This window comes from Bordetella genomosp. 11, from assembly GCF_002261215.1.
Lineage (GTDB): Bacteria > Pseudomonadota > Gammaproteobacteria > Burkholderiales > Burkholderiaceae_B > Bordetella_C.
Genome location: NZ_NEVS01000001.1, coordinates 1215085 through 1240677, shown reverse-complemented (window position 1 = coordinate 1240677; position 25593 = coordinate 1215085). Strand labels below are relative to the sequence as shown.

General features: G+C 63.7%; 21 protein-coding genes. 9 read left to right on the top strand and 12 right to left on the bottom strand.

Annotated elements, in window-relative coordinates; genetic code table 11:
• Window positions 1–3 precede the first annotated feature (3 nt).
• The 3 genes from CAL28_RS05570 to CAL28_RS05560 all read left to right on the top strand — a co-directional run bounded on the left by CAL28_RS05570 (window position 4) and on the right by CAL28_RS05560 (window position 3394).
• Entirely contained in the window at window positions 4–1113 is a 1110-nt protein-coding gene (locus tag CAL28_RS05570) for an NAD(P)/FAD-dependent oxidoreductase (RefSeq protein ID WP_094840351.1), read from the top strand.
• A gap of 52 nt (window positions 1114–1165) precedes the next feature.
• The gene (purU, locus tag CAL28_RS05565; protein ID WP_094840350.1) at window positions 1166–2020 is read left to right on the top strand and encodes a formyltetrahydrofolate deformylase; all 855 of its coding nucleotides are present in this window, start codon (window positions 1166–1168) and stop codon (window positions 2018–2020) included.
• A gap of 210 nt (window positions 2021–2230) precedes the next feature.
• Complete coding sequence (locus CAL28_RS05560; protein WP_094840349.1) at window positions 2231–3394, top strand: hypothetical protein; 1164 nt, start codon at window positions 2231–2233, stop codon at window positions 3392–3394.
• A 45-nt stretch (window positions 3395–3439) separates the two neighbouring features.
• Here CAL28_RS05560 and CAL28_RS05555 read toward each other — a convergent pair whose 3' ends face one another.
• The 5 genes from CAL28_RS05555 to CAL28_RS05535 all read right to left on the bottom strand — a co-directional run bounded on the left by CAL28_RS05555 (window position 3440) and on the right by CAL28_RS05535 (window position 7826).
• The gene (locus CAL28_RS05555; protein WP_094840348.1) at window positions 3440–4177 is read right to left on the bottom strand and encodes an amino acid ABC transporter ATP-binding protein; all 738 of its coding nucleotides are present in this window, start codon (window positions 4175–4177) and stop codon (window positions 3440–3442) included.
• 32 nt (window positions 4178–4209) lie between these two features.
• Window positions 4210–4902, bottom strand: a complete 693-nt coding sequence (locus CAL28_RS05550; RefSeq protein ID WP_094840347.1) for an amino acid ABC transporter permease — start codon at window positions 4900–4902, stop codon at window positions 4210–4212.
• A gap of 14 nt (window positions 4903–4916) precedes the next feature.
• Window positions 4917–5675 (bottom strand): amino acid ABC transporter permease, encoded by a 759-nt coding sequence (locus CAL28_RS05545; protein ID WP_094840346.1) that lies wholly within the window; start codon window positions 5673–5675, stop codon window positions 4917–4919.
• 105 nt (window positions 5676–5780) lie between these two features.
• Window positions 5781–6710 (bottom strand): amino acid ABC transporter substrate-binding protein, encoded by a 930-nt coding sequence (locus CAL28_RS05540; RefSeq protein ID WP_094840345.1) that lies wholly within the window; start codon window positions 6708–6710, stop codon window positions 5781–5783.
• 222 nt (window positions 6711–6932) lie between these two features.
• A complete protein-coding gene (locus CAL28_RS05535) occupies window positions 6933–7826 on the bottom strand; it encodes a LysR substrate-binding domain-containing protein (RefSeq protein WP_094840344.1) in 894 nt (297 codons plus the stop codon).
• 260 nt (window positions 7827–8086) lie between these two features.
• On the opposite strand from CAL28_RS05535, the gene CAL28_RS05530 reads away from it, so the two are divergent.
• The 6 genes from CAL28_RS05530 (at window position 8087) to CAL28_RS05505 (ending at window position 13565) form a co-directional block, all read left to right on the top strand.
• The gene (locus tag CAL28_RS05530; protein WP_094840343.1) at window positions 8087–8608 is read left to right on the top strand and encodes a DUF2846 domain-containing protein; all 522 of its coding nucleotides are present in this window, start codon (window positions 8087–8089) and stop codon (window positions 8606–8608) included.
• An 86-nt stretch (window positions 8609–8694) separates the two neighbouring features.
• Window positions 8695–9114 carry a hypothetical protein gene (locus CAL28_RS05525; RefSeq protein ID WP_094840342.1) on the top strand — a complete coding sequence of 140 codons (420 nt, stop codon included), beginning with the start codon at window positions 8695–8697 and terminating at the stop codon, window positions 9112–9114.
• Window positions 9111–9605, top strand: coding sequence for a hypothetical protein (locus CAL28_RS05520; protein WP_094840341.1), 495 nt, complete (start codon window positions 9111–9113; stop codon window positions 9603–9605). Before CAL28_RS05525 ends, CAL28_RS05520 begins: the two co-directional genes overlap by 4 nt.
• 171 nt (window positions 9606–9776) lie before the next feature.
• Window positions 9777–11465 carry a thiamine pyrophosphate-binding protein gene (locus tag CAL28_RS05515; RefSeq protein WP_094840340.1) on the top strand — a complete coding sequence of 563 codons (1689 nt, stop codon included), beginning with the start codon at window positions 9777–9779 and terminating at the stop codon, window positions 11463–11465.
• Between the two features lie 33 nt (window positions 11466–11498).
• On the top strand, window positions 11499–12692 hold the full coding sequence (locus CAL28_RS05510) for an acyl-CoA dehydrogenase (protein WP_094840339.1): 1194 nt from the start codon (window positions 11499–11501) through the stop codon (window positions 12690–12692).
• Window positions 12693–12854: 162 nt separating this feature from the next.
• Window positions 12855–13565 (top strand): autoinducer binding domain-containing protein, encoded by a 711-nt coding sequence (locus tag CAL28_RS05505; RefSeq protein ID WP_176463886.1) that lies wholly within the window; start codon window positions 12855–12857, stop codon window positions 13563–13565.
• Window positions 13566–13572: 7 nt separating this feature from the next.
• On the opposite strand, the gene CAL28_RS05500 is transcribed toward CAL28_RS05505, so the two are convergent.
• The 7 genes from CAL28_RS05500 to CAL28_RS05470 all read right to left on the bottom strand — a co-directional run bounded on the left by CAL28_RS05500 (window position 13573) and on the right by CAL28_RS05470 (window position 25487).
• Window positions 13573–18549: an autotransporter outer membrane beta-barrel domain-containing protein gene (locus CAL28_RS05500; protein ID WP_094840337.1), complete on the bottom strand. Its 4977-nt coding sequence runs from the start codon at window positions 18547–18549 to the stop codon at window positions 13573–13575.
• 172 nt (window positions 18550–18721) lie between these two features.
• Complete coding sequence (locus CAL28_RS05495) at window positions 18722–20161, bottom strand: hypothetical protein (protein ID WP_094840336.1); 1440 nt, start codon at window positions 20159–20161, stop codon at window positions 18722–18724.
• Window positions 20162–20250: 89 nt separating this feature from the next.
• Window positions 20251–20547, bottom strand: coding sequence for a hypothetical protein (locus CAL28_RS05490; RefSeq protein WP_094840335.1), 297 nt, complete (start codon window positions 20545–20547; stop codon window positions 20251–20253).
• An 80-nt stretch (window positions 20548–20627) separates the two neighbouring features.
• Entirely contained in the window at window positions 20628–22367 is a 1740-nt protein-coding gene (locus tag CAL28_RS05485; protein WP_094840334.1) for a Hint domain-containing protein, read from the bottom strand.
• A 165-nt stretch (window positions 22368–22532) separates the two neighbouring features.
• Window positions 22533–23909, bottom strand: a complete 1377-nt coding sequence (locus tag CAL28_RS05480) for a hypothetical protein (protein WP_094840333.1) — start codon at window positions 23907–23909, stop codon at window positions 22533–22535.
• Window positions 23910–24168: 259 nt separating this feature from the next.
• Window positions 24169–25041 carry a hypothetical protein gene (locus CAL28_RS05475; protein WP_176463885.1) on the bottom strand — a complete coding sequence of 291 codons (873 nt, stop codon included), beginning with the start codon at window positions 25039–25041 and terminating at the stop codon, window positions 24169–24171.
• Window positions 25038–25487, bottom strand: coding sequence for a MaoC family dehydratase (locus CAL28_RS05470; protein ID WP_094840331.1), 450 nt, complete (start codon window positions 25485–25487; stop codon window positions 25038–25040). The genes CAL28_RS05475 and CAL28_RS05470 overlap by 4 nt, the downstream gene beginning before the upstream one ends.
• Between the last annotated feature and the right edge of the window lie 106 nt (window positions 25488–25593).

Sequence of the window (25593 nt, the reverse complement as noted above, 5' to 3'; positions counted from 1 at the left end):
GGCATGGCGACCGATATCGATTGCGTCGTCGTGGGCGCGGGGGTGGTGGGCCTGGCGATCGCGCGCGCCCTCGCCTTGTCGGGGCGCGAAGTGCTGGTCGCGGAAGCCGCGGAGGGCATCGGCACCGGGACCAGTTCCCGCAATTCGGAAGTGATCCACGCCGGCATCTACTATCCGGCCGGCAGCCTGAAGGCAGAACTGTGCGTGCGCGGCAAACGGATGCTGTATGCCTATTGCGCGGAGCGCGGCATTCCGCACCGCCGGTTGGGCAAGCTGATCGTCGCCACCGACGCCGCGCAAGGCGCCATGCTGGATGACATCGCGCGGCGCGCCCGGGCCAATGGCGTGGACGACCTGGAGCGCCTGTCCGGGACGCAGGCGATCGCCATGGAGCCCGCCCTGCAATGCACCGCCGCTTTGCTGTCGCCGTCGACCGGCATCGTCGACAGCCACGCGCTGATGCTGGCCCTGCAGGGTGATGCGGAAAACGCCGGCGCGCAATGCGTCTTCCATACGCCGCTGCTGTCCGGTGCCGTACGTCCGGAAGGCGGCTTCGACCTGCGTTTCGGTGGCCAGGACGCCATGACGCTGTCGTGCGCGACGCTGATCAATGCGGCCGGGCTGCACGCGCCCACGCTGGCGCGGCGCGTGGAAGGCGTGCCGGCGGCCAGTATTCCGGCCGAATACCTGTGCAAGGGCAGTTATTTCACGCTGGCGGGGCGCGCACCGTTTTCCCGGCTGATCTACCCGGTACCGCAGCACGCGGGGCTTGGGGTGCACCTGACGCTGGATATGGGCGGCCAGGCGAAGTTCGGTCCCGACACGGAATGGATAAACGACGAGGACTACACACTCGATCCACGGCGCGCGGACGTATTCTACGAGGCGGTGCGCAGCTATTGGCCGGCCTTGCCCGACGGCGCGCTGGCGCCGGGCTACACCGGCATCCGCCCGAAGATCTCCGGGCCGCATGAACCCGCGGCCGACTTCGTCATCGCCGGACCCGGCCGGCATGGCGTGCGCGGGCTCGTCAATCTGTTCGGCATCGAATCGCCGGGCCTGACGTCCAGCCTGGCGATCGCCGAACACGTGCTGGCCGCGCTCCAGGGCTGAGCGCACCGATTTTCACCATAACCGGACCGCCCTTTCGAGGCATCTACCGATCATGCAGCACAACGACTACATCCTGACGCTTTCCTGCCCCGACCGCACGGGCATCGTCTATCGCGTCAGCGGCCTGCTGTTCGAACTGGGATGCAACATCCTGGATTCGCAGCAATTCGGCGACGACGAAACCGGACGCTTTTTCCTGCGCGTGCACTTCGACGTTCCGCCCGCCGTGGCGCCCGACGCGCTGCGCGCGCGCTTCGCCCCTCTTGCCGGCGAGCACGCGATGGACTGGCAGATCCACGACGCGCGCCGCAAGGCACGCCTGCTGATCATGGTCAGCCGCCAGGGGCACTGCCTGAACGACCTGTTGTTCCGCGTGCGCAGCGGCCACCTGCATGCCGAAGTCGCCGCCATCGTGTCGAATCACACGGACTACGCCGGCCTGGCGGCGTCCTACGATATCCCCTTCCATCACCTGCCGGTAACGCCGGAAACCAAGGCCGAACAGGAAAGCCAGGTCCTGCGGCTGGTGGACGAACTGCATATCGACCTGGTGGTCCTGGCCCGCTATATGCAGATCCTGTCCGGCGATATGTGCCGCGCGCTGGCGGGCCGGGCCATCAATATCCACCACAGCTTCCTGCCCAGCTTCAAGGGTGCTCGCCCCTATCACCAGGCGCACCAGCGCGGCGTGAAAATCATCGGTGCCACCGCGCACTACGTCACGCCCGACCTGGACGAAGGCCCGATCATCGAACAGGACATCGAACGCGTGGACCACACGATGTCCGCGCAGGATCTCACCCAGGTCGGCAGCGATGTGGAATCGCTGGTGCTGGCGCGCGCGGTGCGCAGCCACGTGGAACACCGCATCCTGCTGAACGGCAACCGGACGGTGGTCTTCCGCTGACGGAGGCAAGGCCGCCGCGTCGGCATGGACATGCGCGCCGTCCGGCCCGAGCCGGCTATCCGGCGCGATGACGGATACGGACGAATCGGATGATCCGGGCATGAATTCAAACGGAATATCCGCCGGATAAAAGCACGGCGCCACGCGCCCCCATAGGATGGTAGGGACCGGCAAGACCGGAATTTCCCTATACATCGAACGGGGTGCGAGATGGACAAACGATACGGTGCCTGGGCTTTTGGCCTTACCGCATGGCTGGCAATGCTTATCTCGCCATTGGCGGCCAAGGCGGATGACGGGACGATCGTCGTCGCGGTGCCTGCCAAGGCGGGCTCGGTGGATGGCAGGCAGGAAAATTCCGACCAGTTCATGTGGCAGCAGTTCATCACCGCGACCACGCCATCATCGGTAAAAGGCAAGGTCGAGTTCGAAACCTGGGCATCCGATCTGGATACGTTCGCTGCCGATCCCAAATGGCCGGCCGCCGATGCGCCCAAGCGCCTTCACGGGAGCATGCTGGAAAACATCAAAAATCCGCACCTCGGCGCGATCGACGTACCCTGCGCGACGCCCGGCAACGCGGGCGTCGGCGGCTTCCCAAGCACGGGTTGCATCGCCGAGGAGACGAGAAGGAATCGGCCCCAGTTCGACTACATCGTCCAGAACAAGCTCTATAGCCGGGCGGGGTTGAAGCAGGCGTTCCAGGACCCGGCATTCACCGTCGCCATGCCGCTGTCCTCGTTGGCCGTCAAGGTGGACTGGGTGCCCGTTGCGACGGTAAGCCAATGGATACCGTACGAGACGGTGGAACGTGTCCGCCAGGACTACTACACGACCACCGTCAACTCCGTCGAGTATGCGCTGGTGTCCATGCACCTGAGCAGCCGGCAGAATCCGAACTGGGTATGGGCCACGTTCGAACACTACCTGACCCCGGGGCGCTGCGACTTTATCGGCTGTTCCGATACCTTCGGGGCCGCCAAAGCGGTCGTCGCTCCCCAGCGGAATACCGTCAATTCGCAGTACGGCTACTGCGACAAAACCGCGGCCCTCGTCAACATGATGAATGCCCGGCAGGTGGCGCCCGTCTGGCGCAACTACTGCCTGAAGTCATCGGAAGTGGACTACGCGGCGGCCGATGGCACGCCATACGTGCTCGGCAACTCGGTCATAGAAGGGATCACAGGGAACGGAACCGTTGCGGCATCTTCCTGCATCGCTTGCCACGCCTATGCGTCCTTCGGACGGGACGGCAGCCCGGAAAGCAGCGTGACGGCAATGTTGCCCTTCAACCCGATAGGAAAGCCCGTGCCCGGGGTGCTCGCGCAATCCAGGCTCTATGACTTCATGTGGGGCCTGCTGTTCGCCAAATGACGGCGTGCCGGCTTGCCGGCGCGCCGTATGCAGAAGCCGCGGCGATCAGTGCGACAGGATCTTCGACAGGAACTGCTGGGCGCGCGGCGAGCGGGCCTCCAGGTTGCCGAAGAACTCTTCCTTGCCGCAATCCTCGACGATAAGTCCGCCCACATCCATGAAGACGACGCGGTTGGCCACCTTGCGGGCGAAGCCCATTTCATGGGTGACCACCATCATGGTCATGCCCTCGCGCGCCAGGTCCACCATGACGTCCAGCACTTCGTTGACCATTTCCGGGTCCAGCGCGGACGTCGGCTCGTCGAACAGCATGGCAATGGGGTCCATCGACAGCGCGCGGGCGATCGCCACGCGCTGCTGCTGCCCCCCCGACAACTGCCCCGGGAATTTGTCCTTGTGCGCGCTCAGGCCGACGCGATCCAGCAGCTTCAGGCCGCGCGCCACGGCTTCGTCCTTGCTGCGGCCCAGCACCTTGACCTGGGCCAAAGCGAGGTTCTGCGTCACGGACAAATGCGGGAACAGCTCGAAATGCTGGAACACCATGCCCACGCGCGAGCGCAGCTTCGGCAGATCCGTCTTCGGCGATCCCACCGACGTACCGTCCACGGTGATTTCGCCCTTCTGGAAGGGCTCCAGGCCGTTGACCGTCTTGATCAGCGTGGATTTGCCGGAGCCGGACGGCCCGCATACCACCACGACTTCGCCCTTGGCGACCGTGGTCGTGCAATCCGTCAGCACCTGGAAATCGCCGTACCACTTGCTGACATTCTTGATTTCTATCATTGCCATTCATAAACCCCGGAAGTGGCCGCGCGTCAGCGCACAATTGCCATGCGTGTCTGCATCCGCTTGACCACGCGCGACAGCGTGAAGCAGATGACGAAGTACACGGCGGCCGCGAACAAATACATTTCCACCAGGCGGCCGTCGCGCTGCGCGATCTTGGAGGCGGCGCCCATGAAGTCCGTCAGGGACAGCACATAGACCAGCGACGTGTCCTGGAACAGCACGATGGTCTGGGTCAGCAGCACGGGCATCATATTGCGGAAGGCCTGCGGCAGGATGATGTGCCCCATGACCTGGAAGTACCGCAGCCCCAGCGCCTGTCCGGCCGCGATCTGCCCGCGCGGGATGGACTGGATGCCCGCCCGCATGATCTCGCAGTAGTAGGCTGCCTCGAACAGCGTGAAGGTAATCAGCGCGGAGGTAAAGCCCCCCACCGCCAGCGGCCTGTCGGACCCGGTCAGCCAGGCACCGATATAGGGCACCAGGAAGTAGAACCAGAAGATCACCAGCAGCAGCGGCAAGGCGCGCAGGCCATTGACGTATATCGTGCCGATCCAGTTGAAAAGGCGGTTACTGGACAACCGCATCATCGCCAGGATGGTACCGAGGAACAGGCCGCCGATCGCCGAGAGGATGGTGAGCTTCAGCGTGAAGACCATCCCGTCGCGAAACAGGTACGGCAGCGAACGCATGATGACGTCGAAATCGAATCCATTATTCATCGCGTTCCCCTCACTCAATGGCCGCCGGTGCCGCTGGACTTGGAGCCGACGAAGCCCGGCACCGAGACGCGGCGTTCCAGGGCGCGCGCGCCCAGCTGCACAACCATGTTCAGCGCGAAATACAGCAGCGTCGCGCCGGCGAAGGCCTCGAACACCTGGAAGCTGAATTCCTGCATGGAGCGCGCCGCGCCCGTCAGTTCCAGCAGCCCGATGGTGAAAGCGATCGAGGTGTTCTTGATCAGGTTGAGAAATTCGGACGTCATGGGCGGCAGGATGATGCGATAGGCCATCGGCAGCAGCACATAACGGTACACCTGCGCCGGACGCAGGCCCATGGCCGTCCCCGCCATGCGCTGGCCGCGCGGCAGCGACCCTATGCCGGAGCGGACCTGTTCGGCCACCCGCGAGGACGTAAAGAATCCCAGGCACAGCACGGCCGGCCAGAACATGCCCCAGGGGGGCGGCATTTGCTTGATGGCATCGCCCAGCGATGTCGGCACCAGCTCGGGTATCACGAAATACCAGATGAACATTTGCACGAGCAGCGGTATGTTGCGGAAGAGCTCCACATAACATGTGCCGATACGCTGTGCGACCTTGCTTTCCGTGGTGCGCATCACGCCGATCACGGAACCCAGGGAGAAGGCCAGTATCCATGCCAGCAGCGCAGTCGAGACTGTCCAGCCCAGTCCACGCAGCAGCGCGTCCAGATAGGTACCGGAGCCATCGGGCGACATCTCGAAAAAGATGGACCAGTTCCAGTTGTAATGCATGTGTGATCCTGCGGAAAAACCACGCCGGCGCTGATGCGCCGGCGCAGGGAAATCAGGGTGGACGGCACCTGGCCGCCCACGCCGCTCATCGAAAGCGAACGATGATTATTGCTTGTACACCGCCGGATCGCCCGAATCCGTCGGATTGGCCAGCACCTTCTTCAGGGCCGGGCTCATCGGCAGATCCAGGTTGACGTTCTTGGGCGGGATGGGCGACAGGAACCACTTCTTGTACAGCTTTTCGACCGTGCCGTCCTTGATCATCGCGACGACCGCATCGTCGACGACTTTCTTGAAGGCCGGATCGTCCTTGGGCTCCATCACGGCATACGGCTCGACCGAATAGGCCTGCTGGCTGATCATCCATTCCTTGGGGTTGCGCGAGGTGGCGACCAGGCCGGCCAGCAGCACGTCATCCATGAAGAACGCCGCGGCGCGGCCGTTTTCGACGGTCAGGAAGGCTTCGGCGTGATCCTTCGCGGGAATGATGTTCATGCCGAGGGGGGACACTTTCTTGCCGTCCAGGTAGGAGGCCTGGCCGCCATTGGCCTCGGTCAGCCACTTGATGTTGCTGGTGCCCGCGGTGGAAATCACGGTCTTGCCCTTCAGGTCTTCCAGCGTCTTGAAGTTGGAGGACTTCTTGGCGACAAAGCGGTTGGCCGTCACGAACGTCGTGGGCGCGAAGCTGACCTGCTTCTGGCGCTCCAGGTTGTTGGTGGTCGAGCCGCATTCGATATCGACGGTACCGTTGGCGATCAGCGGAATACGCGTGGACGAGGTAACGGGTACCAGTTGCACGTTCAGCTTTTTACCGACGCTTTTGCCCACGGCGTCGACAATGCCGTGGCAGATATCCATGGAATAGCCGATGGGCTTCTGGTTATCGTCCAGATAGGAAAACGGCAGCGAAGCGTCGCGGAACCCCACCTTGATCGTGCCCGAGGACTTGATGTCGTCCAGACGGCCGGCCTGGGCCGAAAGGGATGTGAGCGTGGTGGCGGCAGCGACAGCAGCAAAAAGCAGCGTTTTTTTCATGAAGATATTCCCATGGTCAGGAGAAACACTCGAACCGCACGGGTAATGCGGTCCGAGACTAGCCCGGTATTGTTTCAGAAATCCCCTCAGAAACAATCGGTATTACCCCTCTGACGAAAATCAAAAGAGGCCATACAGCTTAGCGCTGCGGGCCACCTGTACCGGCAACCGTTCCCGTCCGCCGAAGGCTTACGCAGCGCTGTTCCGGGCGAAACGTCCGCCTCAGTCCCCGGCCACGCCCTGCAACCACGTCTGGAATACGCGCGGCGCATCCGCCCGGTGGCCGCGGTCCGGGTAGCTGAAGTAATAGCCCTGGGGGACGGGCAGCACCGCCGGGGTCGGCATGACGACCGCGCCGGCGTCCAGCGCTTCCTGGGCCAGGAAACGCGGCACCAGGCCCACCCCCAGGCCCGCCTGCGCCGCCGCCAGGACCATGGAGAACAGCTCATAGCGCGGGCCGCCGGCGGCTTGCGGGCCGAACAGGAAGCGGTTTTCCGCATACCACAGGCGCCAGGCGTCCGGTCGGGAATTCAGGTGCAGGTGGGGCATGCCCGCCAGGGGACCGGCGCCCTGTTCCAGGCTGGCCTGCGCCAGCGCCGGCGCGCACACGGGAATCAGCTCGCGTTCGCGAAACAGCAATACGCCCCGGGTACCGGGCCAGATGTGATCGCCGTGATACAGCGCGCCGTCGAAGGGCTGGTCCTTGAACTGGAAAGGCAGCGTGCGTACCGAAAGACTGACCGTGATGTCGGGATGCATCCGGTTGAAATCGGCCAGGCGTGGAATCAGCCAGGTCGTGGCCAGGGTGGGCACCACGGCGATGTGCAGGCTGCGGCCCATGCCGGTGCGGCTGACCAGGCCGAAGGTGTCCTTTTCGATCTGGTCGAGGTGATGGCGGATGCGGCCGGCATATTCGGCGCCGTGATCCGTCAGGGCGATGCGCCGCCGCACCCGGGTAAACAGCTGCACACCCAGCCGCGCCTCCAGGCTGGCCACCTGGCGATAGACGGCGCTGTGGGTCAGCGAAAGCTCTTCGGCTGCCCGTGAAAACGTACCGAGCCGCGCCGTGGCTTCGAAGGCCTGCAGGGCGCTCAAGTTGGGAATGCCTTTTCTCATGGATGCGCGCAGCGCTGGATGGCGGGAGTCGCCGGGCTCGCGTCGTGCGATTTTATCAACGACTTTGTGCGTTCCACGAAAAATGGAACTGGCGGCGTCTGAACCGCCACTTCCGTCTTTCGGCTCGCCGGGCTGCGGGCAACTCGCCGCCGCGAACCTCGGCACGCTTCGCCGCCGGCGCGCAAATTAAAGATTTATACTGACATAAATAATTACATAAACCCCACTCTTAACCTCAATCCCCTGAAAAACGAACGCGCATGAACAAGCTCACCCGTCTTTCCCGCGTCTTCCTGTCGCTCGCCGCCGCGGCACTGCTGCTGGCCGGCTGTGCCTCCCGCCAGTACACGAATGTCGCCGACGCGATGGTCCCGATGGCGCCTGGCGAAGGCCGCATCGTCCTGTATACGCCCACGACGGATGTCAGCCTGGGCGCGAACGCCCAACCGCGCGTACGCATCAACAACCGCCTGGTAGGACGGGCCAAACCGGGCGGCTTCTTCTACGTGAATCGCGCGGCGGGTACGTATACCGTGCTGGCACACCGCGGCGCACCCCTGACCTTCACCCTAGAGGCGGGACAGACGCAGTACATCCGCTTCGTACCGGACGGCCTGATTTCGACCAATTCCGGCGATGCCAGCGCCAAGTTCCTGCGGCCCGAGCTCAGTCCGTCGCCCACGCAAGCGCAGGCCGAATTGCAAAGCATGCGATTCTGGGGCGCGTCCTCGCGCACCCGAAACGAAGAGGGCATGGCCCGCAACGGCGCCGCGATGCAATAGGCAGCGGCCGAGCCTTAACCGGCCGTAACCTCTGGAAATACTTGGGCAGGATCCCTATACTCCGCGCTTTGCGCTGAGAGGTCTCCATGCCCATCCTGTTTTCCCCTGGCAGGACCCGCGCGCCGCTGCGCGCGCTGGCGTTCTGCATCGCCACCCTGACCCTTGCCGGCTGCATGTCCATCGTCATGCGGCCCGCCACGCTGGCCCCGGCCGCCGGCGGCGCGGACGGCAGGCCGCTGCAACTGGCCCGTCCGGTTTCGGCGGTATTGACCAACGACGTCGCCGTCACGCTGCCCGGCAATTCCCAGTGGTCCCTGGCCGGCTCGATTCCACAGGGCCAGGTCTACCGGAAAGTCGGCGGCACCCTGATGATCGATGCGAAGCGGGTGCGCGAAGCCTATCTCGTCGTATCGGGCGACAAGCTGGCCGGCTTTTACTTCCCCGGCGAAGCATCGTTCACACCGCTTTCCTATACCCCACCCTTGAAACTGGAGCAGACGCAATGAACATCAGCGCCGGCCGGCTGACGGCCTGGACCATCGGACTATGCGCCGCCTTACTTCTGGCCGGATGCGGGGGCCCCCGCTATGCAAGCATGGCACAGGCCTTGCCGGCCCTGCCGCCCGGCACGGGCCGCATCGTCCTCTACAACCCCATGGACGGCGCGGGCTCCGGCCCGTCCGGACAGCCCAAAATCCGCATCAACAAGCAGGTGGTGGGACGCTCGAAGCCGGGCAGCTTCTTTTTTGTCGACGAACCGGCGGGCAGCTACATCGTTACCGACAAGCTCTGGACCGACGATGGCCTTAGCTTCATGCTCAATCCGGGTGAAACCCGCTATGTGCGCTTTTCGGCCGCCAGCCTGGGCAGCACCGGGATCAGCAAGCTGAACATCGAACTGGTCGATTCCCCGAGCGAAGCCGAACGGGAACTGCTGCCCCTGCGCTATGCCGGCGCCACGCCGGCCGTGCAGGCGCAAGCCATGCCGGCGCGATAGCCCGCTTCCCGCCCCGGACCGCGCTGCACCGCACCATCGGCTGCCGGCTGCCGCCGGGGCGGGCGGAACGTGCCCGGGCCGCACTTCAATGTGCGTTTTTATCAATTGCCCTGTGCGCGTTTGGAACATTATTCTCACGGATTACCCTAGCCCGACTCCGTGAAAGGTTCCATGCAGACTCCGCAGCCTCCCCGCCTGGGCGGACATATCCTTGTCGATCAACTCGCCGCCCATGGCGTCAAGCACGTCTTCTGCGTCCCTGGCGAAAGCTACCTGGCCGTCCTGGATGGCCTGCACGACGCGAACATCCCCGTCACCGTCTGTCGCCAGGAGGGCGGCGCGGCCATGATGGCCGATGCCCATGGCAAGCTCACCGGCGAACCCGGCATCTGCATGGTCACCCGTGGCCCCGGCGCGTCCAACGCGCTGGCCGGCATCCACATCGCCATGCAGGACTCGACGCCGCTGATCCTGTTCGTCGGCCAGATCGAACGCGGCATGCGCGAACGCGAAGCCTTCCAGGAAATGGACTATCGCGCCGTTTTCGGCACGCAGGCCAAATGGGTCACCGAGATCGACCAGGTCGAACGCATCCCTGAACTGGTGTCGCGCGCCTTTCACGTGGCGACGTCGGGCCGGCCCGGTCCCGTGGTCATCGCCCTGCCCGAGGACATGCTGGTCGAGACGGCCGAAGTCGCCGACGCGCCGCACTACGAAGTCATCGACAGCGCGCCGGCGCCCGGGCAACTGGCCGAACTGGAAACGCTGCTGAAGTCGGCGCGCGCGCCCATCGCTATCCTGGGCGGCGCGCGCTGGGATGCCGATGCGGTGCAGCGCTTCGCCGATTTCGCGACGCGCTTCCAACTGCCGGTGGCCGTCTCTTTCCGGCGGCAGATGCTGTTTCCGGCCGACCACCCCTGCTTCGCGGGCGACGTCGGCATCGGCCTGAACCCTGCACTGCTCAAGCGCGTGCAGGACGCGGACCTGGTGCTGCTGGTCGGCGGCCGCATGTCGGAAATGCCCAGCCAGTCCTATACGCTGTTCGACATTCCCGTACCCAAACAGAAACTGGTGCATGTCCATCCGGACAGCGGCGAATTGAACCGCGTGTATCGCGCGACGCTGGCGATCAATGCGTCGCCGATCGCCTTTACCCAGGCGCTGGCGAACCTGAGCCCCGCCGGCGGGACGCCCGGCTGGCCGCAAGACGTGCAGGCGGCGCACGCCTCGTATCTGTCGTGGAGCGACCCCGCCTCCATCAAGACCCCGGGCGCGCTGCAGATGGGCGCCGTGATGCAGACCCTGCGCGAAACGCTTCCGGACGACGCCATCATGACCAATGGCGCGGGCAACTATGCCACCTGGCTGCATCGCTTCCACCGCTTCCAGCGCTACGGCACGCAACTGGCGCCCACGTCCGGCTCCATGGGCTATGGCCTGCCGGCCGCCGTCGGCGCGAAGCGCGTCTATCCGGATCGCACCGTGGTCTGCCTGGCGGGCGACGGCTGCTTCATGATGCATGGCCAGGAATTCGCGACGGCAGTGCAATACGACCTGCCCATTCTGGTGCTGATCGTCGACAACGGCATGTACGGCACCATCCGCATGCACCAGGAGAAGCATTATCCCGGCCGCATCTCCGCGACGGCGTTGCGCAACCCGGATTTCGCGGCGTATGCCCGCGCGTTCGGCGGCCACGGCGAACGCGTCGAGTCCACGGAAGAATTCGCGCCCGCGTTGCGGCGCGCGCTGGACAGCGGCAAGCCGGCCATCGTGCATTGCCTGATCGACCCCGAGGTCATCACGCCGACCACGACGCTGGAAAAGATCCGCGACGCGGCATTGAAGGCCAAGCACTAATACGATTTGAACCCGCGAGACCAGGAGTTTTCGATGTCATCCAATCCCTCTTTCCACTGGCAGGACCCCTTGCTGCTCGACAGCCAGCTCAGCGACGAGGAGCGCATGGTGCGCGACGCCGCGGCGGCCTACGCGCAGGACAAGCTGGCCCCGCGCGTGCTGGAAGCCTTCCGGCATGAAAAAACCGACCCCGCCATCTTCCGCGAAATGGGCGAGCTGGGCCTGTTGGGCCCCACCATCCCCACCGAATACGGCGGCGCGGGCATGAACTATGTCTGCTACGGCCTGATCGCCCGCGAAGTGGAACGCATCGATTCCGGCTACCGCTCGATGATGAGCGTGCAGTCGTCGCTGGTGATGGTGCCGATCAATGAATTCGGCAGCGAAGAACAAAAGCAAAAATACCTGCCGAAGCTGGCCAGCGGAGAATGGATAGGCTGCTTCGGCCTGACCGAACCGAACCACGGCTCGGATCCCGGCAGCATGGAAACCCGCGCCGTCCTGACCGGCAGCGGCTACAAGCTGACCGGCAGCAAGATGTGGATCACCAATTCGCCGATCGCCGACGTGTTCGTCGTCTGGGCCAAGTGCGTCGGTGGCGACCACGACGGCAAGATCCGCGGCTTCATCCTGGAAAAAGGGATGAAGGGCCTGTCGGCGCCCGCCATCCACGGCAAGGTCGGATTGCGCGCATCCATCACCGGCGAAGTCGTCATGGACGAAGTCGAAATCCCCGCCTCGCAGATGCTGCCCAACGTCAGCGGCCTGAAGGGGCCGTTCACCTGCCTGAATTCCGCGCGCTACGGCATCGCCTGGGGCGCGCTGGGCGCGGCGGAGTTCTGCTGGCACACCGCGCGCCAGTACACCATGGACCGCAAGCAGTTCGGCCGCCCGCTCGCGGCCAACCAGTTGATCCAGAAAAAACTGGCGGACATGCAGACCGAAATCACGCTGGGCCTGCAAGGCTGCCTGCGCCTGGGCCGCATGAAGGACGAAGGCACGGCGGCCGTGGAAATCACGTCGCTGATGAAGCGCAATTCCTGCGGCAAGTCGCTGGACGTGGCGCGCATGGCGCGCGACATGATGGGCGGCAACGGCATTTCGGATGAGTTCGGCGTGGCGCGCCACCTGGTCAATCTGGAAGTCGTCAACACCTACGAAGGCACGCATGACGTGCATGCCTTGATCCTGGGCCGCGCGCAGACCGGCATCCAGGCGTTCTGCTAAGCAGGCAGGATACGGGGCGGCGCCACGCACCGCCCCGTATGGCCCTTCCGGCGCACAACTCCGATACGAAAAATTACGCCGGCATAGGCTGCGCATCCCATCGGCCATGGAGATACTTTCGACCATGGGCTGGATGACGTTGCCACGATGGGGGAATGCCGCATGGAAAACTGGGAGCGCGAACGGGTAGAGCTATTGCTGGGAACGGGCGACGAGAAGCGTTTTTTCAACCTTCTGCACGAAATCGTGGGTCGGCTCGGATTCGATTACTACGCGTTCGGCATGCGTCTGCCCTTGCCCCTGAGCAACCCCACTCTTATCCTGCGCGACAACTGTCCGGCCGGATGGCAATGGGCGTCGATGGGCACCGCCCTGGCCTTTGCCAAGACCGAGAATGCCCAGGTGGATCCCTCGGCCGACCCCCTGGTCTGGTCCGTCGACCTGCCCATGTATCAGCCTCCATTCTGGCGAGATGCCGCCATGCACGGCCTGAAAGCGGGGTGGGGCCAGGCCTGCCATGGCCCCATGGGCATCAGTAGCGCGCTCAATCTGGCGACCACCAATACCCGTATCACGCCACGGGACCTGGATTTCCTGTCGCCCCGCCTGACGTGGCTGACCCATGTGGCCCACCGCGGCCTTGCCCAATTGCTGATACCGAAATACCTGCCGGAATCCCAGGCGCACCTGTCCGGCAAGGAAGTCCAGATCCTGCGCCTTACCGCGGATGGAAAAACCTGCGGTGCCATCGGCCGCATCATGCATATTTCCGAACGGACCGTACATTTCCATATCGAAAAAATCCTGCAGAAGCTGGTGGCGGCCAACAAGACCGCCGCCGCGCTGAAGGCCGCGATGCTCGGCCTGCTGTAGACAGGCCTCAGAACAGATAGCGGATTCCAACGTTGGCGGATACCGAGCTTACGCCATGGCCGCCGATACGCTGCTGCCCGGACAAATCGCCGTACAGCGACAGGTTGCGACTGATCCGCCCCGTGGCGCCGACCTGCAACTGCATCGCGGTACCGACCGTACCCGGCGTGAATGAGGTATCCGCCAGCTTGACGTCATCGTTCCCACCCCAGGTCTGCAACAGGTTGGCGGCCACATAGGGCTTCCAGTCCGGGGCGGAGTGCACCGGGATGGTTACCTTGACGCCGCCGCGCGCGGTCAGGAAGGTATTGTCGGCCCAGCGGGTTTTGACGCCATCCATGTCCGTGTGGTTATCCAGGCTGAACGTCTGGCTCATCAACTGCAACTGCGGTTCCACCACGAAACCGTTGTCCAGCGTGAATGCCTTGCCGGTTTCCAGCGACGCTTCCAGACTGTTGCCCTGGACCCGGCCGGCCTTGCCGCTCGCGTCGGTGCTGATATCGCCGCTGAAGGTGCCGGCGGACAGCACGCCGTCGACGTACCAGCCGCTCTTGTGCTGCCACGTGCCGGTCAAGGCCAGGCTGCGCGCGTCCAGGCGGAACTTGCTGTCCTCCGCGTCCCGCGCCTTCGGGCGGACGGAGGTCGAACCGATCGTAACGGCCGCGCCCAAACGCAGGTTCTGGTCCTGGTCCGCGAGATGCAGCCAATTGCCGCCGATCTGCATGGCTTCGATGTCCTGATCGAAATCGTAGCCATAGCTGTCGAAACTGCGATTGGACCGGTAGCTGCCGCTGGAACCGATGACGCGGCTGAACATTTCCGCACGATTGTCGGGGGGCGGGACATCATTGCCCCGGATCTCTCCCAGGCGGCGATTCAAAGTGCCCATGACCGTGGCACCATAGTTCTGCAGCGCCAGCGGTGCCACCAGGTCGGAACTGGCCTGCGCCACGAGCGCGGGACGGCCGCCGCCGCCGCCACCCGTGCCAGGCATGCCCGGGACGGGGTTGCCATCGGGGCCCAGATAAGCGGTCTGCAAGCGATAGTCCCAATCCAGATTGTCGCCGCCGAGCAGGGATTGCGACGCCGCGGTCTGGCCCGGACCATAGGCAAAGACCCGATACTGGTACGGGCTATTGTTGGCCGCGACATAGCCTGCGCCACCCAGCTTGAAGGAATCGCTCGATGCGTTGCCCGCCACCTGCACCAGCGAGATGCCTTCGGTCGGCACCTTCAGGTTGTTCAGCGATGTATTGGTGTTGCCGCCCGTTCCCGAGGACTTCAGCAGCAGCGTCGTCGTGCCGGTCGCGTTGCCCTTGATCAGCAACCGGTCGGTGCTCTGCGCGCTCAAGGGTCCGCCGGTGTTCAGCGTCGTGTTCATGACCACGGTGCCGCCGCCGTTGTAATTCCCGGTCACCATCAACGACTTATGGACCCCGCCCGCGGGCGCGCCGAAGGCCACCGTCCCGGCATTGTTCAGGTTCGTCACCGTGGCGTCGCCGGTCACGTTCCAGACGCTGCCGGCGTCGTTCAGGTTTACGTCCGCGGTGCTGGCGGCACTTCCCAGCTCGGGAGTCCCCGTATAGACGCTCCCGTTATTCAGGTTCAAGACCAGGCCAGCGCCCGCATCCGCGCGCAGCGTGCCGTCCAATGCCTGGTTATTCGCGTTCAACGTGCCCTGGCCGCTCGCGACGCGATAGAGCGCCTTGCCGGCGGCCGCGTTCAGCGTCGTTCCGGCAAGGTTGACTACGCTGGATCCGTCAGAAACGATGGCGTCGTCGGCGCTGTTGACGACGCCGCCCGTGAAGCCGATCGTCGCGCCATGCACGGCCACGGCGGCGGTTCCGGCGGCGGTGCTATCCACGGTGGCCGCACCCATATCGAGGGCGCCCGCGTTGACCACGACGCCGCCCACATGGCTGGCGCCGCTCAGGCCCAGCCGGCCGGCGCCGTTCTTGGTAAAGGTATAGCCAGCGCCATTGTCCACTACGGCGCGCCAGGTCGTATCCTGCCCAGCCTCGACGTTGACCGCACCCGCCTGCCGCAGTTCGATATCGCGGGCGGACACAAAGCTGCCGCCGACGTCCAGATTGCCGCCATTCAGCACCACTTCGCGGGCGACCGAGGTATCGCCCAGGTTGCGATCGCTCGTCACCTTCAACGTGCCGCCTTCGATGCGGGTATTGCCGACATAATTGTTATCGCCGGTCAATTCCAGGGTGCCTGCGCCCTGCTTGACGACAAAGATGCCCTGGCCGTTGGGCGTGGTGCCATCGCCCAGGTGATAGGCCACTGTCTGCGTCGCGCCCGCGCCGACGTTGTACGTCACGTTGTCATTGGCGCCGATGATGCCGCCCTGGGCGGCGTTGGCCCCATCGTTGATCGTAAGATTGGGCCAATCGTTCGCCGTCGCCTCGTTGGGCGGACCGGCTTCCGACAAATCCAGCCAGCCGCCGTCCAGCGTCACGGACTTGGCGAACGTGGCGGGCGTCACGTTGCGGATGGCGAGGACGCCGGATTCGAGATCGGTTCCACCCACGTATCCGAAGGCATTGTTGCCCGAAAGAATCAACGTCCCGCTGCCTTTCTTGATCAGGCTCATGCCGCTCGCGTTACCGCCGGTCAGCGTGCCGGAGAATGTGCCCGTGCTGGTGCCATCCAGGTTGTTGACACCGTCCACGGTCAGGGAATTGGCGCCGAGATTAATGGTCCCGTCGCCGGCGATCATGCCGGTATTGAAATTGCCGTCCGGGTTCGCCACGGCGGATACGTCCAGCACGCCAGGGCCGCTTACGTTGAATGTCCGCTGGCTGGCGTTCGCCTGGCCCGCCACGGCCAGCGTTCCGTTCTGCACAATGACACCGCCACCCGCGCCGGATCCGAAATTGAAGACATTGGGGCCCGTCAACGTCAGCGTGCCGGTACCGGCCTTGGTCAACCTGCCGTTGCCCTGTGGCCCGTCCTGTATGGTGCCGCTGAAGTCGGACGACTGCGCCGACGACACGGTCAGATTGTTCGCGCCGAGTTGGATCGTGCCATTGCCGGCCGCGAGGCTATCGATACGGCCGACCTCCACACCGGATGCCGCCGTCGAACCGGAGATGTCCAGGGTGGCGCCCGCCGTGGAGAAATCGAACGCGACGCCGGTGCCCTGGGCAGCGCCGGCCAGGCCCAGTGTCGCGGTATCCCGGATGTGCGCGGTGCCGCTGAAGTTCGTCAGCGCGTTGGCTCCGGTGAACGTCGTGGTGCCGGCTCCGCTGCGGATAAGATCGCCGTTACCTGTGATCTGACCGGCGTATGTCGTTTGCTCGGCGCCGGCGATTTCCAGGTTGACAGGCCCGATCAACACTTCGCCCGTGCCGGCGGTCCCGCTGCCTTGCAGGGAATTCAGCGTAAAGGTGCTGGTGGGGGCACGGGAGCTGACATCCAGCAGGCCATAGTCGTCCACTTCCGCGTGCACATCGGTAGCCGTCACGTTGGGGCTGAGCCGGATCGTGCCGATCCCGGCCGGGCCCGTACCCTCGGCCCGAAGCCCTATGCCATTTATCGTTGTGGTGCCCGTCACGGCCACGAGGCCGCCGTTCTCGGCGTGCAGCCCCCAGGAGTTCGCGCCGAGGTTGAGCGCGCTGGTCTGCGTCGCATCCAGCGTGACATCGTTCAGGTTGACCTGACTGCCCACGCCATTGACATCGATCGCCGCGCCGCCGTCACCGGTCACGCTGAAGTTCGGCAGAACGGTTGCACCGGTAGGAGTGGCCGGGTCGAAGGTGACCACCGCCCCGTTGTCCAGTTCAAGTCCGTTGGCCCCGGGGCCCGCGGCCTGCAGCAAAGTCGAGCCGGAAAACTGGACGCTGCTGCCGGCCTGATTCACGCGCATCGCGTCGCCCGCATTGGCGCCGGCCGTAATGGTCGTATCGGTCAGCGTGGCCGTCGCGGCATCGCCGGTGGCGGCGGAACCGACTGTCATGCCGACAGCACCGCTGCCCGTGGCGTTGACCGTGACCGCGCCGCTGGCGCCGAGATTCATCGTGGCACCGCTGTTGACCGACAGGCCGGTCGAATTGGCGCCGGCCGCATTGATGGCGACGCCGTTCATGTTCAGGGTCGAGGAACTGACTACCTGTGCGCCGATCGACTGGCCATCCACGGTAATGGAGCCGCCGGTCATCCCGGCAGTCGTGCCGATGCCGCCGCCCACGAGAAGACCGCCGGCGGCGTTGCCGGAGGTATGGATGGTCGTATTCGACAGGGCCGGTGTACCGCTGGTGGTCAGAAGCACGCCGATGGATTGGTCTCCCGAGGTCGTGAAGCTGGCGCCCTGTACAGTGAGATTCTGCAGCACACCCTCGAAATCGCCGCCCAACGCGTTGGTGCCCGTCGTCACGATTTGAGAACCGTTGACCGTCACCGTGTTGGACTGCCCCGCCAAGCCGGTTACGCGGATACCGGCGACATTGGTACCCAAACCGCCGGCCCCTCCATTGCCATGCACGTTCAGTACCGTGTTGGCATCCATGGTAACGGTGGAGGCGCCCGACACGCTTACCGCGTTCGAGCCGTCGCCTTCCACCGTAACGTTCGTGCCGACCAGATTCACCGTGCCGGCGTTGCGTGCCACCACGCCGTCCGCGTTCTGGCCGTGCGTTAGGATTGTGTTGTTGCCCGGCGCGGTGATGGAATTGCCGTCGGCCAGCACACCGATCTCGGAATCGGTGCAGGTTTCGACCGACTGGCCGGCGGTCAGGTTGGCGGTCCAAGTGGGACCGCAGGCAGCCTCGGCCCCACCCGCCATCAGGATGAAGGATGCCGCTGTCCCGCCCAGCCAGCACAGGACAACAGAACCGTGACGCTGGCGTGGCCGAACCTGCCCCACCAGGCCACCCGACCCTGCGCCCTGCGGCGATTTATCGCCCTTGGCAAGCTCCGATGCGGCCACCAGCTGGCCGGTTTTCCTGCTCCGTATCAAACGATAGATCCGATTCATCCTTGCACGCCGCCCATATGGTTTCCCGACCCATTCGCCGGAATTTTCCTAGACCGAAATTCATCAAGCCCACGAGCTTAGGTTCTCGGTAGATGGCTTTGAATAAGAAAATTCTTAGCGGCACGCTCGACCGTTGCCGATGCGCACGCGGTAAACGGGAATTCCCCGTTCATCACGATGTGCCGTCGGTCGACAAAGGAACAACCAGCGTATCCGAGTACAGCGTCACATCTGACCGCCGGATTTCATACTGAGCCCCCAGCGTGGCATTCGGCCCCGCGAAGCCGGCAAGCAGGTTCTCCGAGAATACGAAGGAAAATCCCCCCCACAGAAGATCGACGGGAATGGCGAACTCGGGACTGGATAGCGTGACGGCTTTCGGATTTTCCGTACCGGGGAAACGTCCGTTCAGGAACAGATTCATGACGACCACGTCTCCGCTCTGGAAAGCGGTATACGAGTTGGGTACGAATACCTGCAAGCCGCCGGCTATTACTTTTCCATCCACCAGGTCGGGTTTTCCAGGCAAATAAGGCGGGAGCCCTTTCAAAGCCGGACTGGGCCGTTGAGCCGTTGCCGATGCCATCGTACCCAGCACGTTCACGGGAAGGTAATTCGAATCCAGGCCATTGCCGCTGACCGCCGGAACCACTGTATAGGCAACGCTATTGGGCGTCTTATCGGTCGCGTTCAACGACATGAAATACCGTTTGGGTATCTTTATCGTGTCCCCCACCTTCAGTTGATAGGCATTCGTCATGAAACCATTGAGCCACATACCCACCAGGATGGGAGTCCCGTTCACCATCCATGGAACCGAGGGATCCTCGCTGATCGTGACGGGCACACCGGTATCGTCGTAATCATCGAGGTCTATCGCGTCCGGCATCTCGGGCACCTGGACGCCGGCCTCCAGCCAGGCCGTACCCAACGCGGAGAACAGCAGCGGAAACGGCCGGGTCAGGACTCCGCCCCAGGTGCAGCCCATGGGGATAATGCTGGGCCCCGTATTGGCGAATTTCAGGGCGGTGCGGCCATCGCTGTCGGTGTACGTCAGGAAGGTATTGCCGGTGATATCGTTGGGATCCGTTTGAGGATCGCCATTGTCCTCTGTCAGAACGTACGTCGGATTCCCCACATACCCTTTCCAGGTCACTTTGCTATTGTTCAACGGCGTTCCCTCGTCCGCGTCGCTCAACCATAGCGTCAGCATGACGACCTGGTCGGGATCCGGGTTGTTGGGATCGAAGGGCGAAAGCGTTGGATCCGCGGTCTCGCCATACGTGCGGCTTATGCTGGATTGCATGCGGGGCCTGGCACAGCGGAACAGCGCGGTGCAATGGCCCGCATCCGGCGCATTGGTATCCCAGACGGACACCAGCACCATGTACTTGCTATCGAGACCGGGCCGGCTCTTGATCCCGAAGGTGAAAGCCGCCTCGCCGGCCGAGACCTTCGCGGTTCCCGATTTCGCCCCGGATAGCGATGCTGTCGGGATTACGGACCAGGAAATCGAATCGCCGGTGTTGCCGGAAACCTGGACCTTGAGAGTATTGAAGGTGCCCACTATCAGTTGCGTAGCCGGCCCCGGTTCGTCGAACTGGACGTTCATGATTTTCCGCCTGGATGAAGGACACATAAAGCACGGAACCGCCGCCGCATGGCGCCCCGCGCGGACGCTTGCCACCGCAACGCGATCCGCTACGTTGGCGGCCAATCTGGAATCTGCAAGGTGGCGGAATACACGTCATCGTTTACGTCGTCGTCGTCCAACAGACCATAGACCGTGAGCGTGTACGTGTACGCCTTGTCGAATTGCATGGGTAGCGATACGGAAATCGCGGCAGGATCCCGCACCAGGAAACTGTCGAAGCCATACTTCCAATCCACACGGACCCAAAAGCCCACATTGCCGGCGAGCTTGAATGGATCCCAGGTGGCGCTGACGACCCCGGCCGGATCGTAGGTGGCGGTCTTCAGGTTTATCGCATAGGCCATGATTCCATCCCTGTCCAAAAATGCCGACGATTCCGGGCGCCCGCGTTTCCCTGGCGGTTCCAGGTGCAGGCGGCGACTATCTATTTCGCGCCGTGCATTCTTTCCCTCTGCGCCTGACGCATCACGGCCTCCTGAGCCTTGTAATCACCCACCAGGATTGCGCCGGCGAAGAAAGCGCGATCGTCCGTATTTGCGATATCGCCGCCATCGAGCTTGGCGAGATGCAGGCTGTAGACCCGGGCCGCCTGCTCGCGATTGTCGGTCTGCGCCGCGCGCACGACCGACGGACCGTTGCGCCCATATACCGTATCGCCGGCGCGTACGTCCTGGGCGCGTCGCATACCATGCTTCGTCAATATGGGGTGGTCGGGCGTGACCACCACGGAGTCGCCCGCCGCATCGATCAATTTGATGAATTTCTTGTCGTATCCCGGCGTCAGGGCGGTGACGCGCAGGCGCGTTCCCGAGGGCCCGGCCAGAATATCGCCGGTCTTCAGTTGTTCAATGGGCATCGTCCCGCCAGCGGCAAGGGCCACTGGAGTCCCCTCGATAACGCAGCCCCATTGAAAACCCACGGCGGGCAGCTGCTTTTCGGCGTCGTAGCCGTCAAAGTTTCCGATCGAGCCGATTCCGACCGATATCGGCGAATGCGGCTGGCCGTTCCGGACGTCGTAGAAGGTCGCGATCATGTACCAATCCTGGACGTCGCTGGCGCTGAGGTCGGTGCATAACCCGATATTTCCCGCACTCAGGTAGTTGCTGGAATCCGTTCTATCGTTGGGATTGGAGAACTGCCAGGCCAGTACGTTCTGGTTGACGCTGAAACCCTGCCACGGCGACTTCAGATCGAACTGTGCGTTGCACGCCCCGCCTTCGTGCTTGACCAGGCGTATGGCAAGCGTCCCGGGTTTCGGCCCCGTCCCCGTTGGAACCGCGGGCACCGCACGCCCGTTGATCGTCATGGTGTAGATGGCATTGATCGTTTGGACCTTGCCGGCGAACGGAAACACCAGATTCAGGTTCTCGTTTTGCACACCGGGCTGCGTCGGCCCGTAGTCGCAGAAATCACCCTCCGTATTGGTCGCGCCGCGATTGAGACAAATGATCGTGCGATCGGGTCCGTTGGCGGGCGGTTTGTGGTTCGGCGCGTTCGTCGGATCGGTGATGTCGGCAGTTGTCGGACTTGCCCTGGCCCGGTCCATGCGAACGTTGTAGCAAAATGGCGTGCCACCCGCTTCGCCCAGGAACTTGGTAAGCGTGATGACGTCGGCCATGTACGGATTATTCGGTCCCGATGTGAGGGACCCCGCCACGACGGGCATGTTGCGCATATCCGCCTGGGAATCGTTGGTACCGGCGGCAATCAACTGATCGGCCAGACCGTTCGAATCCTTCGTATATACGTTCACTGACTGGACTTCATATTTCTCCGCGTCCGTATCGGTGACGAACATCGAGCTGAAGGACATGGCCGTGACGTTCGTGAAATAGGGATTCGTGGCGGTAACGTGAAGTACCGCGTAGTCGTCCGGAGCGTGGGCAATGCCGTAGCGGGTTGGCGTGCCGGTTACCGTCATATCCCGAAACTGCCAGTTCCTGGCCTTCAGCTGTTCCAGCGTCCGATAGGCCGCGGGGGAGGTCTGCGGATCGCGTCCCCACATCTTGAGTATCGCCCGGTAGGCTGCTTCCGAATCGCTGCCGCAGGACACGGGCAACCCCGTCGCCGGCGTACTGTCCACATCGGCCCGGATCGCCCTGTCGTCCTGAGCGTCAGGCTTATGGAAAGTCTGGGCCGGCGATGCCTGCAGCGGCAAAATCATCAGGGCGCATGCTGCAATAGCCGCGATTGACGAACGGTTCCCCATTTCGAAACTCCCGTGGAATGAGTGCCTGGCACGCACCAGACATCCAAGCCTTGTCCGGAGTGGCCGGACAGATGCATCGATCCGGACCGGCACAATCGACCGGCCGGCCCGGATTCCCCATCAAGCCGTCACGAGCGGAATAATGGGCATCAACGGCGCCGAATATGTCGACTTATCTCCCGGCACGCCCCATCCCTTGTAGTAGTAGCACTCGAAGGTGCCGCGATTGGGGCCATTGGCCGCGTAGCCGCCCAGATTGGCGGCGGGTACCTTGACTTGGTTGGGACCGGCCTGCGCCGCCTGCACCTCAATGCTGAAGCTGCGCCCGATCGCTTCCGGCGGATTTTGGCCCGGCTCCCAGCCGTTAAGAAAATAGACAAGAGTGAATTTTTCGTTCGCCGTCAGGTCCGGCACGTAGACCGTTACATCGCCCTTCAGGAGCAGCGAAATATTGATAATGCCGACACCGAGCACGTAGGGTTTGCCGAGTTCTCCGTCCGTGGGGGGATGCAGCCACGTATCGCCCATGACCGTGGCGGATACGACCTGCGACTGCGTGGTTTCCCCGGTAGTGGCATCGGAGGTCATCCAGTTGACGGAATGCTCGCCGCTGCCGGCAAACAGTTGCTTCTGTATATTGACGCCCGTCTTCAGGCTTTCATAAGGCACGATATCGCTGGCGGCTTTGCCGTTGACCATCGCGATTACCGGCTGCGTCCGCTCCACGCTGGGATCCAGATCGCCAACGATGGACGCGTTGACGAACGCGCCCGGGAAATCATCCAGGTTCAATGGCGACCACAGATTGAACTGCGACGCCGGCCCGCCCAGCAGCTCCGGCATGAAGCTCAGGTGATTATTGCTGGTCGAGTATTGGCTGCCATATTTGACGCTACAGGTATAGACGCCCTCGAACTCGCTCGATACCTTGAAGGTCGCGGGTTCCCCGTTGACGCCAGTGTAGAAATTGTAGGTAAACCCCGCCTCGGGCTGCAGTTCGTTGCCGGCCGAATCGTAGACGTGGACGTTCGCGTCCAGTTGGAACGCAATCGGATAATTCTTGAGGGCAGTCCCATGCTGGGTGAATTGCACGGTGGCCGTGGCGGTGAAGCCTGGCTTCCCCAGATCGGACGACGAGGGCGCGATCGGAATGGATTTCGGACTCAGCACCAGATTCCCCGTATTAACGAACTTCGTCGTGTACGACGCCGTCACATAGGTGGTCGCGCCGTCGGGGCTGGTCACTTTGATAGGCACGGTAACGTTTTCGACCAAAGCCTTGTAGGTCACCGTCACCGACAGCTTGCCGTCGCTCGCGTCCGTGTCCCGGGGCGAAGTCTGCGGAGGATCGAATACCACTTTGGGATCGGTGCTGCTGAATATCACCGGGATATTCTTCGGATCCGTGGGTGCAGCAGGCACATAGGTAAAGACAAAACGCATGGGCGCATCTAACCCGATAACGGCTTTATCGGGCGGCATGATCGAGTTAGCCATGTGGAATCTCCTTGGCGTGCGGAACGATTTCGAGCTCAGGCGGACACCGTTGCAAAAAACCGCAAATGTGCGTTAAGGAAAGATTCTATGGACGTGCCGATGTAACCTGAACTGGCAAAAATGCCAGTTCTCGTTTTGCATAAATGCCGAGGAAATGGGAAAGATTCAAAACGGCCGGCAACGACCGCGGCCGGACATCCGGGCCTTTACGGAACGGCGCTGGAAGGCCCGTATCTGGATGCTCCGGGGAGAAGCACGTTCAGGGCTGGACGTTCGCGGGCATCGCGCCGACGCCCCGTGCAAGGAATCGCCAATAGCGCGGCCCCGCACCCGTGTCGACCGCGACCACGCCGCCCACGTTAACCCTGGGCTGGCGCGGACACGAAGCATCGCGCCCCAGCCGCACGGAGGCCTGGCTGCGCGGAGGCAAGGTCAGCCATTCGCGCGGGGCATAGCCGTGCTCCACCGGCACACCATGGATATCCAGGCGTGTGCACAGCCCGACGAACGTTTGCGGTCCCAATAGCGCGAAGCGCGCAGGGGTGGCAGCGCGGTTTTCCACGCGCAGCCAGACGACCGCGCCATGAGCAGCATCGGCTCGCTGGCCCAGCACGGTAATCCGCAGTGGCTGTTCCAACGCCGCGTCGCGCGGCCATTGCCGATCGGCCCGCGCCTGTCCGGCCAGCACCTGGCGCGATGTGTCCGCCACGAAAGCGGCGCGGCCGCGCCATTGCGCCAGCGCATCGGTTTTGCAGCCGCCGGCATTGGCCACCACGCGCACGGCCTGTTCCGGCGTCATCAGGACCGCAGGCACTTCCTCGCGCAAGGTCTCCAGCATGGCCTTGGCGGATAAGCGCAAGCGCTGCGTGGCGACGGCCTCCAACTCCTTCAGGCGCAGCGCCTCGCGGTCACGGTCGCCGTCCGGACACAGCACGTCGATCTTGGACAACATGTCCCAGGCCGTCACGGCCTGACGCAAGGTGTAGTTTTCCACCGCGGCGGGCGCCGGCGCGCCCAAGGCCGGCAACGCGGCGCCGGCCAGCAGGATCGCGGCGAATATGCCGCCAGCGCCCGGCCATGCCGCCCGCGCGAGCGTTGCACCGATTCCGCGCACCGCCATCCCGGGACTCAAGCGGACTGGTCCTCGCTGAGGTCGAACAGGCTGGTGGCGTCCAGTTCCAGCACCGCTTCGTCGTGCTGGTTGTAGACGATCCACGCCCAGTTGATGATGCCCAGGTCGCTGCGCGACGAAGAACTGCGCAGGCCATGCACGCGAGCCTCCAGCCGCAATTGGTCGCCTGGCCGCACGGGCACGCGCCAGCGCACTTCGCCCAGGCCGGGCGAACCGAAGGATTCGGAATCGTGCAGGGCCGCGTCCACGGCCATGCGCATGGCCATGGCGCAGGTGTGCCAGCCGCTGGCGATCAGGCCGCCCCAGCGCCCCTGGGCGGCGCGCTGGACGTCGGTATGGAACCACTGCGGGTCGTATTTACGGGCGAATTCCAGGATCTCGGCTTCGGTGACCGTGACGGGCCCGGCGTGGATGACCATGCCCTGCTTGAAATCGGCGAACTTCATGAAAACGGTTTCCCCTTATCGGCCGCGCCGGGTCTTGCGCCCCGCGCCGATCGGGCGCCCGGGCATAAACAGCGTCGCGGTCCATGCGTCTCGACATGCAGCCTGC